Annotated in this window: 16 protein-coding genes; 9 read left to right on the top strand and 7 right to left on the bottom strand. The window is 71.5% G+C overall.

The window, feature by feature from the left end; translation table 11 throughout:
- Positions 1–20: 20 nt before the first annotated feature.
- From mqnE to ACGFZS_RS14925, 4 genes are all read left to right on the top strand, one after another.
- A complete protein-coding gene (gene mqnE / locus ACGFZS_RS14940) occupies positions 21–1184 on the top strand; it encodes an aminofutalosine synthase MqnE (protein WP_393662446.1) in 1164 nt (387 codons plus the stop codon).
- A gap of 50 nt (positions 1185–1234) precedes the next feature.
- Positions 1235–1759, top strand: coding sequence for a GNAT family N-acetyltransferase (locus ACGFZS_RS14935; RefSeq protein WP_393795375.1), 525 nt, complete (start codon positions 1235–1237; stop codon positions 1757–1759).
- Between the two features lie 80 nt (positions 1760–1839).
- Positions 1840–2151 (top strand): DUF4229 domain-containing protein, encoded by a 312-nt coding sequence (locus tag ACGFZS_RS14930; protein WP_355709763.1) that lies wholly within the window; start codon positions 1840–1842, stop codon positions 2149–2151.
- A 40-nt stretch (positions 2152–2191) separates the two neighbouring features.
- The gene (locus ACGFZS_RS14925; protein WP_365692613.1) at positions 2192–2878 is read left to right on the top strand and encodes a TetR/AcrR family transcriptional regulator; all 687 of its coding nucleotides are present in this window, start codon (positions 2192–2194) and stop codon (positions 2876–2878) included.
- On the opposite strand, the gene ACGFZS_RS14920 is transcribed toward ACGFZS_RS14925, so the two are convergent.
- The 4 genes from ACGFZS_RS14920 to ACGFZS_RS14905 form a co-directional block, all read right to left on the bottom strand.
- On the bottom strand, positions 2844–3863 hold the full coding sequence (locus ACGFZS_RS14920) for a hypothetical protein (protein ID WP_393795374.1): 1020 nt from the start codon (positions 3861–3863) through the stop codon (positions 2844–2846). The genes ACGFZS_RS14925 and ACGFZS_RS14920 overlap by 35 nt on opposite strands.
- Positions 3864–3888: 25 nt before the next feature.
- Entirely contained in the window at positions 3889–5181 is a 1293-nt protein-coding gene (locus tag ACGFZS_RS14915) for a DUF6716 putative glycosyltransferase (RefSeq protein WP_393795373.1), read from the bottom strand.
- A gap of 215 nt (positions 5182–5396) precedes the next feature.
- Complete coding sequence (locus ACGFZS_RS14910; RefSeq protein WP_393795372.1) at positions 5397–6233, bottom strand: MaoC/PaaZ C-terminal domain-containing protein; 837 nt, start codon at positions 6231–6233, stop codon at positions 5397–5399.
- A gap of 125 nt (positions 6234–6358) precedes the next feature.
- Positions 6359–7660: a 3-oxoacyl-ACP reductase gene (locus ACGFZS_RS14905; protein WP_393795371.1), complete on the bottom strand. Its 1302-nt coding sequence runs from the start codon at positions 7658–7660 to the stop codon at positions 6359–6361.
- Positions 7661–8021: 361 nt separating this feature from the next.
- Here ACGFZS_RS14905 and ACGFZS_RS14900 point away from each other — a divergent pair, with 361 nt between their 5' ends.
- Entirely contained in the window at positions 8022–9932 is a 1911-nt protein-coding gene (locus tag ACGFZS_RS14900) for an AMP-dependent synthetase/ligase (protein WP_393795471.1), read from the top strand.
- Here ACGFZS_RS14900 and ACGFZS_RS14895 read toward each other — a convergent pair.
- Entirely contained in the window at positions 9914–10828 is a 915-nt protein-coding gene (locus ACGFZS_RS14895) for an SDR family oxidoreductase (protein ID WP_393795370.1), read from the bottom strand. The two genes, ACGFZS_RS14900 and ACGFZS_RS14895, sit on opposite strands and share 19 nt — an antisense overlap.
- Positions 10829–10939: 111 nt before the next feature.
- On the opposite strand from ACGFZS_RS14895, the gene ACGFZS_RS14890 reads away from it, so the two are divergent.
- Positions 10940–11551 (top strand): TetR/AcrR family transcriptional regulator, encoded by a 612-nt coding sequence (locus ACGFZS_RS14890; protein ID WP_393795369.1) that lies wholly within the window; start codon positions 10940–10942, stop codon positions 11549–11551.
- 50 nt (positions 11552–11601) lie between these two features.
- Here ACGFZS_RS14890 and ACGFZS_RS14885 read toward each other — a convergent pair whose 3' ends face one another.
- Positions 11602–12240: a class I SAM-dependent methyltransferase gene (locus ACGFZS_RS14885; protein WP_393795368.1), complete on the bottom strand. Its 639-nt coding sequence runs from the start codon at positions 12238–12240 to the stop codon at positions 11602–11604.
- Positions 12241–12251: 11 nt separating this feature from the next.
- On the bottom strand, positions 12252–12686 hold the full coding sequence (locus ACGFZS_RS14880) for an ATP-binding protein (protein WP_393795367.1): 435 nt from the start codon (positions 12684–12686) through the stop codon (positions 12252–12254).
- A 132-nt stretch (positions 12687–12818) separates the two neighbouring features.
- On the opposite strand from ACGFZS_RS14880, the gene ACGFZS_RS14875 reads away from it, so the two are divergent.
- Genes ACGFZS_RS14875 through ACGFZS_RS14865 form a run of 3 tightly spaced genes read left to right on the top strand, consistent with a single transcriptional unit; the run spans position 12819 to position 17053 of the window.
- A complete protein-coding gene (locus tag ACGFZS_RS14875) occupies positions 12819–13685 on the top strand; it encodes a helix-turn-helix domain-containing protein (protein ID WP_393795366.1) in 867 nt (288 codons plus the stop codon).
- The gene (locus ACGFZS_RS14870; RefSeq protein WP_393795365.1) at positions 13682–13927 is read left to right on the top strand and encodes a DUF397 domain-containing protein; all 246 of its coding nucleotides are present in this window, start codon (positions 13682–13684) and stop codon (positions 13925–13927) included. The genes ACGFZS_RS14875 and ACGFZS_RS14870 overlap by 4 nt, the downstream gene beginning before the upstream one ends.
- 12 nt (positions 13928–13939) lie before the next feature.
- On the top strand, positions 13940–17053 hold the full coding sequence (locus tag ACGFZS_RS14865; RefSeq protein WP_393795364.1) for an NACHT domain-containing protein: 3114 nt from the start codon (positions 13940–13942) through the stop codon (positions 17051–17053).
- Positions 17054–17082: the final 29 nt, after the last annotated feature.

Raw genomic sequence — 17082 nt, 5'->3', positions numbered from 1 at the left:
TGTCGTAGAGAGGTGTGGGCATGGACGTCGGGCTCAAGCGTGAGCTGGAGGAGAAGGTCAGGGCCGGTGAGCGGCTGTCCCGCGAGGACGGCATCGCGCTGTACGAGTCGGACGACCTGGCCTGGCTGGGCGGCCTCGCCCACGAGGTGCGCACGCGCAAGAACGGCGACGTCGTCCACTTCAACGTCAACCGCCACCTCAACATGACGAACGTGTGCACCGCGTCCTGCGCGTACTGCTCGTTCCAGCGCAAGCCGGGCGAGAAGGACGCGTACACGATGCGCATCGAGGAGGCGGTGAAGCTCGCCAAGGCGATGGAGGGCGAGAACCTCACCGAGCTGCACATCGTCAACGGCCTGCACCCGAACCTGCCGTGGCGCTACTACCCGCGGTCGCTGCGCGAGCTGAAGGCGGCCCTGCCGAACGTCTCCCTGAAGGCCTTCACGGCCACCGAGATCCACCACTTCGAGACGATCTCCGGGCTGTCCGCCTCCGAGATCCTCGACGAGCTGATCGACGCGGGTCTGGAGTCCCTGACCGGCGGCGGCGCGGAGATCTTCGACTGGGAGGTCCGCCAGCACATCGTGGACCACCGCACCCACTGGGAGGACTGGTCCCGGATCCACCGCCTGGCGCACGAGAAGGGCCTCAAGACGCCCTGCACGATGCTCTACGGCCACATCGAGGAGCCCCGCCACCGCGTCGACCACGTCCTGCGGCTGCGTGAGCTCCAGGACGAGACCAACGGCTTCCAGGTCTTCATCCCGCTGCGCTACCAGCACGACTTCGTGGACATGAAGGACGGCAAGGTCAGGAACCGCCTCCAGGCCCGCACCCAGATGGCGACCGGCGCGGAGGCGCTCAAGACCTTCGCGGTCTCCCGCCTCCTCTTCGACAACGTCCCGCACGTCAAGGTCTTCTGGGTCATGCACGGCGTCCAGACCGCCCAGCTGGCGCTGCAGCACGGCGCCGACGACATGGACGGCTCGGTCGTCGAGTACAAGATCACCCACGACGCGGACAACTACGGCACGCCGAACAAGCTGACCCGCGAGGACCTGCTCGACCTCATCCGCGACGCGGGCTTCCGCCCGGTGGAGCGGAACACGCGGTACGAGATCATCCGCGAGTACGAGGGCTCCGACCCGGCGCGCCGCGAGTCGCCTCAGCCGATGCGGGTGTGAGGCAGCCCCCACGCACCCGCACCTCTCCCTGTAACAGCTACCATCCCGCCATGTCCCTTACCTTCACCCTCGATCCCGCCGTCACCCCCGCTCTCCGCGACGGTGTCCTCAACCTGTGGACGGACGTGTCGAACGCCGGCGGTGCCGTCGGGTTCGTCGCGCCGGTGACGGCGGAGGAGATCCGGCCGGAGCTGGTGAAGCACATGGCCGCCATGGCTGAGGGGCGGATCCGGCTGCTCGTCGGGATCGACGGGTCGGGCGACGTCGCCGCCACCGCGTTCTTCTCCTTCAACACGCATCGCCTGATGAAGCACTGGGTGTGGCTGTACACGGTGATGGTGCACCCGAGCCACCAGGGCCGGGGCTACGGGCGGGACCTGCTCGCGGCCGCCGCCGACGAGGCCCGCCGCTTCGACGGGATAGACGCGATACGGCTCACCTGCCGCGGCGGCCACGGCCTGGAGCACTTCTACGGATCCTGCGGCTACAAGGAGGTCGGCCGCGTCCCCGCCGCGATCCGGGTCGCGCCCGGCGACGACCGCGACGACATCACCATGCTGCTCCCGCTCGACTGAACGGACCCCGCTGCAAGATCGGTCCCGCCCCGTGCTTCACTGGACGGTGCCCTTTTTCGTCATCGGAAGACTGGATTGAGATGCTCCGCTACACGCTGATGCGCCTCGGTATCTTCGCGGGCTGCCTCCTCGTCGTCTGGGGCCTCGTCTACGCCGGCGCGTTCCCGCGTGGCTTCGGCGACTCCAACTTCCTGTGGGTCCTGCTGCTCTCCCTCGTCCTGTCGGCACCCATCAGCTTCATCGTGCTGCGCAAGGAGCGGGACCGCGCCTCGGTCAAGGTCTCGCAGCGGGTCGACCGGATGAAGGCCAACATCGAGGCCAACCGCAGCCAGGAGGACGAGGCCGTCGACGAGGCGACCCAGGCGCAGGGTCAGGCCCAGACCTCCTCCTGAGCGGCGCCCGCGCCTCCGGGCCCAACTAGGCTTGGTCTCCATGGGGACCGTGAAGACCAAGCGGATGCCGCGCGCGGTACGGGAGCAGCAGATGCTCGACGCCGCCGTACGGACCTTCGGCCAGCGCGGCTACATGGCCGCGTCGATGGACGAGATCGCCGAACTCGCCGGTGTCTCCAAGCCGTTGGTGTATCTGTACCTCAACTCCAAGGACGACCTGTTCACGGCGTGCATCCGCCGTGAGGCGAAGGCGCTGACCGAGGCGGTACGGGCCGGTGTGCACCGCGAGCTGCCCGCCGACCGGCAGCTCTGGGACGGGCTACGGGCCTTCTTCACCCACACCGGCGAGCACCCCGATGGCTGGTCGGTGCTGCATCTGCAGGCACGGACGCACGGCGAGCGGTTCGCCTCCGAGGTCGCGGCGATGCGCACGGAGATCGTGGAGTTCGTGACCCAGCTCATCGTCGTCGCCGCACGGGAGGCGCACCGCGATCCCGACCTGGCGGAGGGCGAGGTGGCGGGGCTCGCCGAGGCCCTGGTCGGCGCGGCCGAGTCCCTCGCCACCTGGGCCAACGCCACCCCCGGGGTCACCGCGCACCAGGCGGCGGCGACCCTGATGAACTTCTCCTGGGCGGGGCTCGGCAACCTGATGGAGGGCCGTGCCTGGTCCCCGTCGCACCCGTCCCGGTCGGTCAGCGCGGGTCCCAGGACGTCGTCGGCCGGATAGCCGTCACCTCGTCCAGGAAGGCCGCCGCCCGCGCGGACGTCCGAGGCCGCAGCCACCCGGTGGCCTCCGCGCAGACCGTGATCTCCACGCCCGTCCCGGCCAGCACCAGCGGCAGTGTCCGCAGCACCGACGACGGCAGGCTGACCAGCTCCGCGGCGACCGGGCCGCGCAACAGCTCCAGTTCCAGGGGCAGTTCGGGACGTACGATCTCCAGCTCGCCGTACTCGGCGAGCAGCCGCAGCTTGTCGGGGTCCTCACGGCGGTGCGCGTAGTAGCGCTCGACGTTGCGCTGGTGGGCGATCGACGTCACCTCCTCCACATAGCGTTCCGTCCCGATCAGACCGGTCTCGGCGAGCGAGCTGCCGATCAGGTCGGTGCCGGGCCGCACCTCGGGCGGGCCGAAGCGGTCCCGGGCCCAGGTGTAGGCGTTGCCGGAGGCGACGGCGCCGGGCGGCAGCCGCAGCCGCTCCGACAGACAGGAGAAGACCTCCAGCCGCCGTCCGTCGCCGGGGGTCAGCCGACGGCCGGTACGGGCCGCCGCGCGCGAGGCCGGGCCGCGGTGGTGCCAGCGGACCGGCGGGCGGCCGGCGAGCAGCGCACGGGACAGCTCCAGCGTGGCCGTGCCGTCGTCGACGAGGACCAGGTCACGGGCGGGGGAGAGCGGCAGCAGCCGCTGGATCACGCCCGAGAACGGGTCGCCCAGGAAGAGCCGGCCGGCCGTCGCCAGCCTCGGCCCGAGCGCCGTGACCGCCCGCGCGAAACCGACGGGCCCGCGGCGGATGTCGTAGTGGCCGACGGCCAGCCCCTCCGCCTCCGCCAGCTCCGCCGTCACCCGGAGCTGGTGCCGGGTGACGGCGTCCCGGGGCAGCAGCACCGCGACCTCGCAGAGCGCCGGGTCCGGTGCCCCGCCGCGCTCGCCGAGCGCCCACTCCAGCAGGTTCAGCAGCTGGGCGGGGGACTCGACGAGCGCGAGGGTGCGGCTCATGAGACACCGCCCCGGGCGGCGGTGTTCACACGGCACCCCAGCGGCGCAGGGCGGGCGCGAGCCGCTGGTGACCGACGCGGTACAGCTTCTTGGCACCCCGCCGGGCGACCCGTCGTACCGCCTTCTTCATCCGCCCCGTACCGGCGGCGCCCAGCGGCGCGGGCAGCGGGCGGCCCTCCTCGTCGAAGCCGTTGTGGCGGAGGATGGTGCCGAGGTAGATACCGGCGGACTGCGCCGTGTAGTAGGGGCGCAGCGGGGGCAGCGGGCCGGCGGCGCGCAGCGCGGCGACCCGGGCGCGGGCCGCCGCGTACGGGTCGCTCTTGCCGATGCCCTGGGCCGCCGCCCACTTGGGGTCGGGCTGCGGGAGCGCGCCCGCGTCGATGTCGTCCCAGGAGGCGAGGCAGCCCGAGTGCACGAAGTAGTGGTTGCCGTGGGCCTCGCGGACGCCGAAGTCGGTGAGGATCGCGGTGGGTATCCGCCGGTGCATCGACTCCAGGGCGGCCGTCGAACTCACCGTGACCAGCAGGTCGGTACGGTCCAGGACCTCGCCCATGTTGCCGTAGGCGAGCCGGAGGTTGGCCGGGGCGGGTTCGGCGAGGGAGTCGACCAGGTGCTGGTAGGGGTCGGCCTCGACATGGGTGGTCTGCTCGCCGGGCAGGCTGCGCAGCTTCACCAGCACCTGCCGCTCCGGGTGCAGCCGGGCGTGCGCGGCGGCGCGCTCCAGGAGGCCGAGCCGGGACGGCCGGTCCTTGGGCACGGAGGGCTGGACCGCGAAGGTGACGGTGAACGGCCGGTCGGCGGACGGCCGGTAGGGCGCGCCGGAGAGGAACGGCAGGGCGCACTCGACGACCGAGTCCGGGTCGACGTCGACGCTCTCGAAGACGGACCGGAAACGCCGGTGGTCGTGGCCGGAGTTGGCGAGCACCAGATCCGTGCCGGCCCGGGTCAGCAGACCGTCGACCATCTTCTCGTAGACCACGCCGACGTACCCGCTGACCGTGACCGGCCGGTGCTCCCGGTCCGCCCATGCGCGTCCCAGGCTGTGGACGAGCGCCAGCACGGTGCCGCCGGCCACCGCCAGCACCACCAGGTCGGCGTCGGCCAGCTCCGCGTCGTCGACCAGCCCGGCGGCGGGTGTCTCGCGCCGGGTGTCGGGCACGATGCCGATCTCGGCGAGCTGCCGTTCGGTGGGGGTGGACCGGGTGCTCAGGAAGTACGCGTCGAGTGCGTGCTCGGGGGCGAGTTGCCGGGCCACCGACGCCCCCCATTTCCAACGGGTGTCCGAGTCGGCGAGTACTGCGACGCGTCTGGGAGGCATGCTCAGTGCCTTTCGTGCAGTGGATCAGAAAGTGAGCAGAGGCTAAGAACGCTGTCTAAGCGCAGTATTAGGGAATCCTTTATGCCGTCTTGGACGAGCTTGGAATCCCGTGTGGAACCGACCCCGGCCGCCTCCTCCACCTGCGATTTCGCGAGGCGGTGACAGGTGCCTCACAGAAAGGCGAAACACATTCTTTGTACAGCGTTGGCAGAGATTCAGGAGATCCTTGGGGCTACGCTGCCCTCCACATGGATCCGATCTCCGCTCCGCAATTGAAATCGGCCGCCCTCCGCCGCGTATTCGACCGTCCCCGGCAACGGCACCGGCGCCCGGAACTCCGCCCGCACGGTCGCCGCTGTCGGCACCCCGTGCGCCGCGAGGCAGCGGGCCGCGGTCCACATCCCGTGCGCGATCGCCCGCGGGAACCCGAACAGCCGGGCGGTGAACGGGTACAGGTGAATCGGGTTGCGGTCCCCGGACGCCGCCCCGTACCGCCGCCCCACGTCCCCGGCGAGATGCCACTCGGCGACGACGGGCAGCGGCCCGCCCGGCGCCTCCCGGGGCGCCTCCGCGGCCCCCGGGCTCCCGTGCCGCGCCAGATAGGTGCTCCGCGACTCCCACACCACTTCCCCGTCGGCCCGCATCCCGGTGACGACCGTCGCCTCCGTGCCCCGCCGGTGCGGACTCAGCTTCTCGATGTGCACCGCCAGCTCGTACGTCCCGTCACCGGGCAGCTCCGCCCGCCGCTCGATCTCCACGGACGTGTGCACCAGCCCCAGCAACGGCAACGGGAACTCCCGCGCACTCATCAGCCGCATCGCCAACGGAAACCCCAGCACATGCGGATACGTGACGGGCAGCCCGTCGTCACCGGTCCCGAACCCGCAGACACGTTCATAGGCGGCGAGTTTCCCGAGATCGGGACGCAGACCGGGGAGCACGAGGCGCGCACGGGGGAAATCAGCATCGGGCGCAGGCCTCTTGAACGGCGACCGCAGCGCACCGAGGGCGAGCAGGGGCCCGAGAGAAGGGGTGTTGTTGAGTACTGTCACGGACCTTGCCTTTCAATTCCGGTGAGGGGAACGCCCCGTCAGGGGCGCGGGGCTGTGTCCGATATGCGGCTACCGCCGCGTGGGCGCGACCAGCCCCCACCCACCCGCACACGACCGAACAACCGCTACGCCCCCAAAAAACTCTGCCCACACACCCGCACGACCTGCCCGTTCACCGCCCCCGACCCCGGCTCCGCCAGCCACCCCACCGTCTCCGCCACATCCCCCGGCACCCCACCCTGCGCCAGCGAGTTCATCCGCCGCCCCACCTCCCGGACGAGCAGCGGAATCGCGGCGGTCATCCGCGTCTCGACGAACCCGGGCGCGACCGCGTTCACCGTCACCCCGTACTCGGCGAGCGCCCGGGGCGCCAGGCTCCGCACCAGCCCGACGACCCCCGCCTTGCTCGCCGCGTAGTTCGTCTGCCCCGCGTTGCCCGCGATCCCGGCGATGGACGCGGTGGCCACGATCCGTCCGCCCGCGTTGAGCGCGCTGCGCTCCAGCAGCGCGTCCGTCGTGCGCAGCACGCTCCCGAGGTTCACCTCCAGCACCGAAGTCCACCGCTCGGCGGGCATGTTGACCAGCCGCCGGTCCCGGGTGATCCCCGCGTTGTGGACGAGTACGTCCAGCCCGTCCGGCAGCGCGTCGACGATCCGCGCCCCGGCGTCGGCCGCCGTGATGTCGAGCGCCAGCGCGCTCCCGCCGAGCCGTTCGGCGAGCGCCCGGGCGTCCGCCTCCGCCGCCGGTACGTCCAGTACGACGACCCGTGCCCCGTCCCGCGCCAGCGTCTCGGCGACGGCCGCGCCGATCCCGCGCGCGGCCCCGGTGACCAGCGCGGTGCGCCCCGCGAGCGGGCGCCGCGGGTCGTCGGGTGCGGCGAAGGTGCCCGCGCCGACCTCGATCACCTGTCCGCTGACGTAGGCGGAGCGGGGCGAGAGCAGGAACCGCAGGGTGGACTCGGCGGCCGTGGCGTCGGTCAGCCGCAGGAGGTTCACCGTCCTGCCGCGTCCGATCTCCTTGCCCAGGGACCGGGTGAACCCCTCCAGCGCCTGCTGGGCGGCGCTCTGGTGGTGGTCGGCGGGGTCGAGCGGCGCGCCCAGCACCACCACCCGGCCGCTGGTGGCGACGGACCGCACGACGGGGTGCAGGGCCGCGTGCACCTCGGTCAGCGCGTCGGTGTCCCGCACCCCGGTGGCGTCCAGGACGACGGCGACGGGGGTGCCCGAGTCGTCGGCCGGCAGCCCGGTGCGGGCGAGGACGGGGGCCAGGTCGAGAGCGGTCTTGCCCGCGGTGAGATGCAGCAACTCCCCGTCCAGGGAAGGCGCTTGCGAGGGACGTGTCAGCCGGGCCGGCTGCGGCAGCCCGAGCCGCCGGGTGAGGAAGCGGCCCGGTGCGGTGGCGGTGAAGCCCAGATAGCGGTCCGTCATGTTCGTCCCCCGGATGGCCCGATTTCTGACTCTGGAGTAAGGTTACCGTAGGTAAGTCTAAGTCACAGCTGTCAAGAGCCGTCAGTCGTGCCGAATGTGAGAGACCCTCACGTAACCTCCGGGAATGCACAGGCCCGGCCCCGGACCATCCCGGAAAACGCACAACCCCGCCACAGCAGGCCCGTACGCTCTCCTGTCTAACCGCCGGTAACCCTTTTCTGAGGCCCGGCCCCGGTGAACGCCTCGGTGCGCGAGGCGCGTACGACATGCAGCAAGCAGTTCACCCGCTGCACGCCCGAGGAGCCGCCCCGTGTCCACTTCCTCTTTCCAGCACGCCGCCCCCGTCTCCTCCGGTGTCGCGATCCAGGCCACGGACTACGACGGGAAGCCGATCCTGGTCGAGCCCCAGGTGCAGCGGCTGGACGGCGTGGTGCGGGAGGCGTACGTACCGCCGTTCGCGCCGCCGGTGCGGCACGGCTCGCTCGCCGACCTGCCGTTCGAGAACGCGGAGCGGGCCCCGGGCGCGGTGGTGCTCAGCCGCAAGCCGGCCGACGGCGAGGGCCGTTGGGAGCAGGTGACGGCGGACCGGTTCGCCGCGCAGGTGCAGGCGGTGGCGAAGGGGCTGATCGCGGAGGGGCTGATGCCGGGCGACCGGATCGCCGTCATGGCCCGCACGACGTACGAGTGGACGCTCCTCGACTTCGGCGCCTGGGCGGCCGGCCTGGTGACCGTCCCGGTCTACCCGACCTCGTCGGTCTTCCAGACCCGCTGGATCCTGCACGACTCCGGCGCGGTCGCGCTGGTCACGGAGACCGCCGCGCAGGCCGCCGCGCTCGGCCCGGAACTCGACCGGCTGCCCGATCTGCGGCACCTGTGGGTGATGGAGAAGGGGCACGTGGACCGGCTCGCGGAGGCCGGCGAGCACGTCAACGACGCCGAAGTGGGCGTCCGGCGGGGCATGCTGGGCCCCGACACCCTCGCCACCCTCATCTACACCTCGGGCACCACCGGCCGGCCCAAGGGCTGCGCCCTCTCGCACGGCAACTTCTTCGCCGAGGTCGACAACGCGATCGAACTCCTCTACCCGATCTTCAAGGCGCGCAACGACGAGGAGGTCTCCATCCTCCTCTTCCTGCCCATGTCCCATGTCTTCGGCCGGATGGTGGCGATCGCCTGCATCCGCGCCGGGGTCCGCCTCGGCCACGCCCCGAGCCTCAAGGCCGAGGACCTGCTCCCGGACCTCGCCGCCTTCAGACCGACCTGCCTGCTGACCATCCCGTACATGCTGGAGAAGGTCTTCAACACCGCCCGGGCGAAGGCGGAGGCGGGCGGCCGGGTCTCCGCCTTCGACCGGGCCACGAACATCGCCCAGCGGTACGGCGAGGCGCTGGAGGCCAAGCAGACCGGCACCGGCGGCGGCCCCGGCCGCGCCCTGAAGACCGCCCGCACCTTCTACGACCCGCTGGTCTACCGCCGTATCCGCACCGCCATGGGCGGCAAGGTCCGCCACATCATCTGCGGCGGCTCCCCGCTGGGCCGCCGGCTCGCCGCGTTCTACGCCGGGGCCGGCATCGAGATCTACGAGGGCTACGGCCTGACCGAGACCACCGCCGCCAGCACCTGCACCCCGCCCCTCAAGCCCCGCCTCGGCACGGTGGGCTGGCCGATGCCCGGCACCAAGATCCGGATCGCGGCCGACGGGGAGATCCTGGTCGCCGGCGACCACGTGCTGCGCGGCTACTGGGACCCGGCGGCCGGCGGGGTCGTCCCGGCGACCCGCGACGGCTGGCTCGCCACCGGCGACATAGGCGAGTTGGACGACGAGGGCTACCTCACCATCACCGGCCGCAAGAAGGAGATGCTGATCACGGCCGGTGGCAAGTCCGTGGCCCCCGCCCCGCTGGAGAACTGGCTGCGCTCGCACCCCCTCATCTCCCAGGTGATGCTGGTCGGCGACGGACTGCCGTACGTCAGCGCCCTGATCACCCTCGACCGGGACGGCCTCACCCACTGGCGGCAGATGCACGGCAAGCACCCGGTGCCGCCGGAACTCCTCCTGGACGACGCCGAGTTGCGCGCCATCCTGCAGCGGGCGGTCGACGAGGCCAACAAGCTGGTCTCCCGCCCCGAGTCCATCCGCCGCTTCGCCATGCTCCCCGTCGACTTCACCGAGGAGGCGGGCCACCTCACCCCCTCGATGAAGCTGCGCCGGGAGGCGGTCATGAAGGACTTCGCGGCGGAGATCGAGGGCCTCTACGCGAAGGAGAAGTAGTCGAGCTTGTCGAAGTCCTCGAACAGGCCCGGGTGGGACGGTTCCCAGCCGAGGACGCGCCGGGTGGTGGAGGTCGACACGGGTGAGTTGTTCACGATCACCCGCGACATGAACGGGCCGAAGTACGACGGCAGTTCGGCCGTCGGCACACTCCGCACCGGCAGCCCGAGGCCGTCCCCGATGTGCTGGGCGATCTCGCGCACCGGGATGCCCTCGTCCCCGGCCGGGTGCCACCGGGTGCCCGGCGGTGCCTTCTCCAGCGCGAGCCGGAAGACCCGGGCGACATCGAGGGTGTGGCCGGCGGGCCAGCGGTTCGTACCGTCGCCGGGGTAGCCGGCGAAGCCGTTCCTGCGCGCGGTGGCGATCAGCATCCGGGCGAAGCCCGCCCGGTCCAGGGCGCTGTGGGTGATGGGCGGGATCCGGACCACCGAGGACCGCACGTCCCGCTCCGCGAGCCGCAGCACGGCGATCTCCACGTCCCCGCGGCCGCCGCCCTCCTCGCTCGGGGCGACGGGGTCCTCCTCGGTGAGGATGCGCTCGCGCGACTCCCCGGCCACGCCCGAGGCCCAGACCAGCGGCTTGCAGCTGCCCGCGAGCGCGTCGCCGAGTGCCCGCAGGGCCGTCCACTCCGCGGTCAGCGCGTCGCCCCAGCCGCCGGCGAACGCCTCCTCGTGCTTGAAGGCCAGATGGATCACCCCGTCGGCGTCCGCGGCCGCCGCCGCCAGCCCGACCGGGTCGTCGAGGTCGCCGCGGAGCGCGGTCGCGCCGAGCCCGGTCACGGCCGCGGCGGACGCGTCCGAGCGGGCGAGGCCGGTGACCCGGTGCCCGGCGGCGAGGAGATCGGAGACGACGGCCGAGCCGATGTGGCCGGACGCGCCGGTGACGAACACACGCATGGAAACTCCCCAAAGTGATGCGACTTCGTCCCGTCACTCCGACCCTAACACCGCGACGGGACCAAGTCCCGTCAGTGACGGGATTCAGTCCCGTCGCCTAGGATGTGGGCCATGGCCCGATGGGAACCGAACGCGCCGGACCGGCTGGTGCGCGCCGCGCTCGCCCTCTTCGTCGAGCGCGGGTACGACGCCACGACGGTCGCCGAGATCGCGGACCGCGCCGGTCTGACCAAGAGCACGTTCTTCCGGCACTTCGCCGACAAACGCGAGGTGCTGTTCGGCGGGCAGGGCGAGATGGCCGACCGCGTCGCCGACGCGATCCGCGACGCGCCGCCCGGGACCACGGTCGTCGGCTGCCTCGCCGTCGCCCTGGACGCGGTCGCCGGCACCTTCACCGAAGAACACCGCGAACTCGCCCGGCTGCGGCGCCTGGTGATCGACGCCCACAGCGAACTCCAGGAGCGCGAACTCCTCAAGGCCGCCCGCGTCCGCACCGCCGTCACCCAAGCCCTGCGCGACCGCGGCACCGCCGACGCCACCGCCCGCCTCGCCACCGAAGTAGGCCTCCTCGCCCTCACCGCCTCCTACCTCCACTGGACCGAGGCGACAGACGGCCGCCCCTACCCCGAAATCGCCCACGCGGCCCTGCGCGACCTGCAGGAACGGGCGACGGAACTGGGGGCCGAGCGGGTGGAGCCGGGGGCCGCGGAGCCGCAGCGCTAGTCGCACCGGGCGGCCGTATCCCGGATCGCCCGCGCGGCCCGGCGTGGATCTCAGGCCGTCGCCATCAGGAACGCCTGCGGGCTCGTTTCCTCCAGTCGTGCGTCCGGCTGCCGCACGGTGGTGGAGTGGACGGTGAAGCCGGCCTCCGTGAGCAGCCCGGTCATGGCCTCCGGCCGGCGCCGTTCGAAGTCCAGGGTCACCGGGTGCCCCCAGGGGTTGGTGTGCCTGCGCGCCACGTCCCCCGCCTGGAACGCCAGGAGCAGGTGCCCGCCGGGCCTCAGCACCCTCCTGAACTCCTGGAACAGCGACGGCAGCCGGTCGTCCGGGGTGTGGATGGACGAGTACCAGCACAGCACCCCGTCCAGCGCCCCGTCCGCCACCTCCAGCTCCAGCATCGAGCCCTGGACGAAGCGCAGACCGGGGTTCTCGCGGCGGGCGATCGCCAGCATCGACTCGGACAGGTCGAGGCCGAAGACCGACAGACCCAGTGCCGCCAGCCGGCCGGTCACCCGGCCGGGACCACAGCCGAGGTCCGCCACCTCGGCGCCGGGGCCGACGAGTTCGGCGAACACGTCCAACATGGCCCTCTCCACGGGCCGTTGGGTGAACTCGGAGCGGAAACGGTCCGCGTAGTCGGAGGCGATCGCGTCGTAGAAGGTGCGGGTGGCGGTGATGAAGTCGGCGGTCATGGTCGCGGACCCTAACGGCCGCCACTGACAGACAGCGCGAGCTCGGCCCACACCGTCTTGCCGACGTCCCGCCCGGTGACTCCCCAGGTACGGGCCAGCAGCGACACGAGCACCAGCCCCCGCCCCCCGTCCGCCTCCGGATCCGTCACGAACCGCAGTCCCCGGTCGCCCCTCGCGTCGCTCACCTCGATACGGAGGGTGTCGTCGTCGGCGAGCAGCAGCACCCGCACCTCGAAGTCCCGGCCGGGGACACGACCGTGGGTGACGGCGTTCGCGGCCAGCTCCGCGACCAGGTGCTGGGCCGTGTGGTTCAGGTCGCCGTCATAGGGGTGACCCCAGGTGTCCAGCGCGTTGGCCACGAGACGGCGGGCCAGGCGTGCGCCGCGTGGGGTGGCGCTCAGACGCTGGGTCAGTTCGGCGGTGGGGGTGGAGATTTCGGCGTTCACGTGACAGAGCGTGGTCGGTTCTTCGTACGCTGACCAGGGGCGATCGCGCGACTCACGGTGACCGTACGGGTGTGTCGAGTGAGGCGTACGGGTCGTCGGCCGTGACCACGAGGACGTCGAGGCGGTGGGTGCGTGACGGACGTACAGCAGGAGCGGAGGCCGGAGACTCCGGCGGAGGCCGACGGGACGACGGGGCTGATCACAGCCCTGGGCAAGATGCTGAAGCTGCTGCGCGAGCGGGCCGGGCTCACGCAGAAGGAGTTCGGGGCGACGGTGGGGTACGGCCCTGATGCCATCTCGGCGATGGAGAGGGGGGTGCGGGTCCCGCAGCCGGACATGCTGGTGAAGGCGGACGAGTTGTTGGGGGCCGGGGGGTTGCTGGTCGCGGCGCTCCCTGAGCTGAAGGAGGCGATGAAGAGGGCGCGGACGCGGCATCCCGAGTGGTACAGGGGATATGCGGCGCTGGAGGCGGGGTCCGTTGAGCTGCACTTCTACGCCAACCAAGGCGTGCCTGGCTTGTTGCAGACCGAGGACTATGCGCGGGCCGTGTTCTCCCGCCGACGTCCGCTGCTCGACGAGGAGATGATCGAGAAGCGGGTCGCCGACCGCCTTGCACGACAGCAGGTCTTCGACAAGTGGCCCGCGCCGATGTGCAGTTACGTGCTTGAAGAGGTGGTGCTGGACCGGCCGATCGGAGGCCGTGCGGTGCGGCAGGCGCAGCTCAAGCAGTTGCTGCGTATCGGCGCGTTGCGGAACGTGGAGATCCAGGTGATGCCGACCGGTATCGAGGACCACCCCAACATGGATGGCGGGTTCAACCTGCTGACTCCGCCGAAGCACCCGCAGGTGGGGTACACAGAAGTACAGGGATTTCCCCGGCTGATCACCGACCCCGAAGAGGTCCGGACGATCGCTGACCGCTATGGGATCATGCGGGCGATGGCTCTTCCGCCCGCAGAATCCCGGGCGTTGATCGAGAAGAAGCTGGAGGAGCTGTGAACAGTCAGCAACTCACCTGGTTCAAGTCCAGCTACAGCGGCGGCGAGGGCGGCGAATGCGTCGAAGCCGCCTACACCTGGCGGAAGTCGTCGTACAGCAGCGGCGGGGGCGGCGAGTGCCTCGAAGTCCGCACCCACCCCTCCGCCATCCACATCCGCGACTCCAAGCGCAGAGCTGCCCCCCACCTGACCCTCTCCCTCTCCTCCTGGTCGGCGTTTCTGACGGGGATCGCCTCCTCGTAGGGGGCCACGGCGATGGGGGACGGGGGAGGATCGACGGTTCTGGCCCGGGTCGGCCTGGTCGCGCTCACGGTTGCGCCGCCGGGGGCACTCGCGGCGGTGTATCCGTCCGCCGTTGCGCGGCATCCCGTTCTCGCGGCCTGCGCCCTGGTCGGGTACGAGGTGCTGGTGGTCGTCACCGGGTTCGCGGGCAAGGTCTTCGGGGAGTTGCAGGGCCGCTGGGTGACGCGGGTCGCCGACGCGGTCGACCGCTGGGTGCAACGGCGGACGTCGAGGTTCGAGCAGTCGTACCGGCGTCATGTGCGCAGCACGCACCGCTTCGTGTGTCTCAAGGGGCTGGCCACGCGCGGGGATTACACGCCGGGGCTGGAAGAGGTGTTCGTCGATGTGAGCGTGGCGCCGGGGCCGGTGCACACGGCGGAACGGGAGCCGCTGGCCGGTGCCGTACCGGGGCCGGGGGCGCGGCAGTCGATCGACGCGTTCCTGGGCGGGGAACAGGGTGCGTGCCTGGCGCTGATCGGCGCACCGGGCACGGGAAAGACGACGCTGCTCAAGCACTTGGCGTTACGCCTGGCGGGAGACTCTCGCGGCCGCGTGCCCATACTCCTCTACCTGCGCGACCACGCAGAGGCGATCACGGCTGACCCCTCCCTCACCCTCCCGCAGATCATCACGGCGTCGCTGGGCGGCCTGGAACCACCAGAACCCGAGGGCTGGTTCGAGGAGCAACTGCGGGACGGGCGTTGCCTGGTGCTGCTCGACGGTCTGGACGAGGTGGCACGGGAGGAGGACCGGAGGCATGTCTCCGCGTGGGCGGAGCGACAGGTCGAGCGCTACGAACGCAACGACTTCGTCCTCACCTCCCGCCCCCACGGCTACAGGACCGCCCCGCTCAACCGCGCCCGCGTCCTCCAGGTGCGCCGCTTCACCGGTGAGCAGATCTCCCGTTTCCTGCACGGCTGGTACCGGACGATCGAGCGCCTGAGCACGGGCGTGCACGACGCCGGGGTGGAGACGCGGGCGGCGGCGGAGGCGGAGGACCTGATCCGGCGCCTGCGCGACCGTTCGGTGTTGTACGACCTGGCGGCGAACCCCCTGCTGCTGACGATGATCGCGAACGTGCACCGCTACCGGGGCGCGCTGCCCGGCAGCCGGGCGGAGCTGTACGCGGAGATCTGCCAGGTACTGCTGTGGCGCAGGGCCGAGGCGAAGAACGTGGCGACGGTCGCGGACGAGGTGCCGGGGGCGAAGAAGGAGGTGGTGCTGCGGGAACTGGCGTACACGATGATGGCCGAGGGGCGTCGCGACATCGCCGCCGGGCAGGCCGCCGAGCTGCTGGAACCGGCGCTGGCCAGGGTGGCCGCGACGGCCGGACCGGACGCCTTCCTCGCCTCCGTGGTGACCAGCGGACTCCTGGTGGAGCGCGAACACGGCCTGTACGCCTTCGCCCACCTCACCCTCCAGGAACACCTCGCGGCCCTGCACATCCAGCACCACCGGCTCGTCGACGTGCTCGTCGCCGGGATCGACGCCGACTGGTGGCGGGAGACGACGCTGCTGTACGCGGCCCGTACGGATCCGGCCCCGATCGTGGAGGCGTGCCTGACGGCGGACACCACCCGGACGCTGGCCCTGGCCTTCGACTGCGCGGAACAGGCCACGGAACTGTCCCCGGCCACAGCGGACCGCCTCGACACCCTGCGTCGGCAACTCCTGGACGAGCCACCCGGCTCCCCGCGCCGCCGCCTGATGACCGCGGTCACCGTCGTCCGCCAACTCCGCGACACGGTACGCCTCACCGACGACGCCCGGGTCACGGTCCGGCCGGTCTCGCGGGAGCTGTACGCCCTCTTCTCCGGCAAGCCCGCCGGGGAGAGGCCGACGGACCCCGCCGTGGGCATCACCCGCACCGAGGCGGAGCTACTGGTCGACTGGATCAACGACCTCCTCCCCGAGGGCAGCGCCGTGCGCCTGCCCACCTACGCGGAGGTCACCGACCCAGTCTTCACCCTGACCAGCCGCTCACCCGAACACAGCGTGTGGCACGCTGCCGTGGAGCCGGGGGCCCTGCCGGAGCTGTGGGTTCCGGACGGCCTGCCCCATCCGTGGTCAGGCGGGACGAGCGTTCCCGAGGGACTCGACCTGGTCGCCCTCACAGCGACCCTGGCACACGTCCGTGGCCTGGAAGATGCCGAATTCACCACCCCCGACTACGACCTCGACGCCACCGCCGCCCTGACGCTCGCTCTCGCCCGCAACCTGGACCGTGCCGTCCGCCTCGGCCTGGACCACGTGGACGGTCTGTACGTCGACCTGAGAGATGTCCTCGGTGTCCTCGGCCTGTTCCAGGATGCCGACGTCCGTCTGCACCGTGCCGCCCTGGTCGCCGCTGACAAACTCGCGAGCGGCGCCCAGGACGGATCGGAGGTTCTCCCCGCCGCTCGGGACATCGCCGACGTCGTGGCCGGCGGGCCCACCGACTTTCCCCTTGCGCACGGCATCGCCCTCGAAATCCTCGTGGCCTCCGGCTACGCCCCCGCCCCTCTACCCGAGGTGACCGCTCGCGGCCGGGCCTTCGCCGGCGACCTCGACCGGCTCTACCCCGCTCCTCCCGCCGAGACGGACCTGCTCGAAACAGCCCGCTCCGTCTACCGGCTTCTGTGGTGGCTCACGCTCAGGGAATCGGACCTTTCGGCGCGGGGCAGAAGACGCCCGCGCGTCTTCGTCAGCCGCGTGGCCGACCCGCTGATCGCGCAGACGCGTCAGCTCCTCACGGTCTACGACGACGAGATCACCCCCACGCTCGCAGAGGCCGTCGCACTCGCGCCGACCACGCCCGACAACCGGGTGAAGTACAGGGGCGGCGCGCTGGTGAGTCGGTTGGCGGGACAACTGGAGTCGCTGGCCCGATGCCTGCCCGATCCCGATACCGGAGAAGGCCTCTGGCGCGTCCACCTCTCTCACATGGAAGTCGCCGCGATCACGCTGGCCGCGCTGGCCGACGAAGACGACTTCGACCCCGCCCTGGCCGCCCTCTACCGCCGGGTCGCCGCAGGCCTCCAGATCCTCCGCCACCGCGCCGAAGGCAGGATCACCCCCACCGAGACCCTGATCCTGATCCGCACCTGATCACGCCGCACCTGATCACGCCCCTACGC

This window comes from Streptomyces sp. NPDC048288, from assembly GCF_043201555.1.
In the GTDB taxonomy this organism is placed as follows: Bacteria; Actinomycetota; Actinomycetes; order Streptomycetales; family Streptomycetaceae; genus Streptomyces.
This window is presented reverse-complemented; position numbering and strand designations above follow the sequence as displayed.

Coding starts and splice junctions, on each gene's coding strand:
- ACGFZS_RS14865 (WP_393795364.1), top strand. CDS start 13,940: ATGGGGGACGGGGGAGGATCGACGGTTCTGGCCCGGGTCGGCCTGGTC.
- mqnE (WP_393662446.1), top strand. CDS start 21: ATGGACGTCGGGCTCAAGCGTGAGCTGGAGGAGAAGGTCAGGGCCGGT.
- ACGFZS_RS14930 (WP_355709763.1), top strand. CDS start 1,840: ATGCTCCGCTACACGCTGATGCGCCTCGGTATCTTCGCGGGCTGCCTC.
- ACGFZS_RS14895 (WP_393795370.1), bottom strand. CDS start 10,828: ATGCGTGTGTTCGTCACCGGCGCGTCCGGCCACATCGGCTCGGCCGTC.
- ACGFZS_RS14935 (WP_393795375.1), top strand. CDS start 1,235: ATGTCCCTTACCTTCACCCTCGATCCCGCCGTCACCCCCGCTCTCCGC.
- ACGFZS_RS14890 (WP_393795369.1), top strand. CDS start 10,940: ATGGCCCGATGGGAACCGAACGCGCCGGACCGGCTGGTGCGCGCCGCG.
- ACGFZS_RS14925 (WP_365692613.1), top strand. CDS start 2,192: ATGGGGACCGTGAAGACCAAGCGGATGCCGCGCGCGGTACGGGAGCAG.
- ACGFZS_RS14885 (WP_393795368.1), bottom strand. CDS start 12,240: ATGACCGCCGACTTCATCACCGCCACCCGCACCTTCTACGACGCGATC.
- ACGFZS_RS14915 (WP_393795373.1), bottom strand. CDS start 5,181: ATGCCTCCCAGACGCGTCGCAGTACTCGCCGACTCGGACACCCGTTGG.
- ACGFZS_RS14905 (WP_393795371.1), bottom strand. CDS start 7,660: ATGACGGACCGCTATCTGGGCTTCACCGCCACCGCACCGGGCCGCTTC.
- ACGFZS_RS14920 (WP_393795374.1), bottom strand. CDS start 3,863: ATGAGCCGCACCCTCGCGCTCGTCGAGTCCCCCGCCCAGCTGCTGAAC.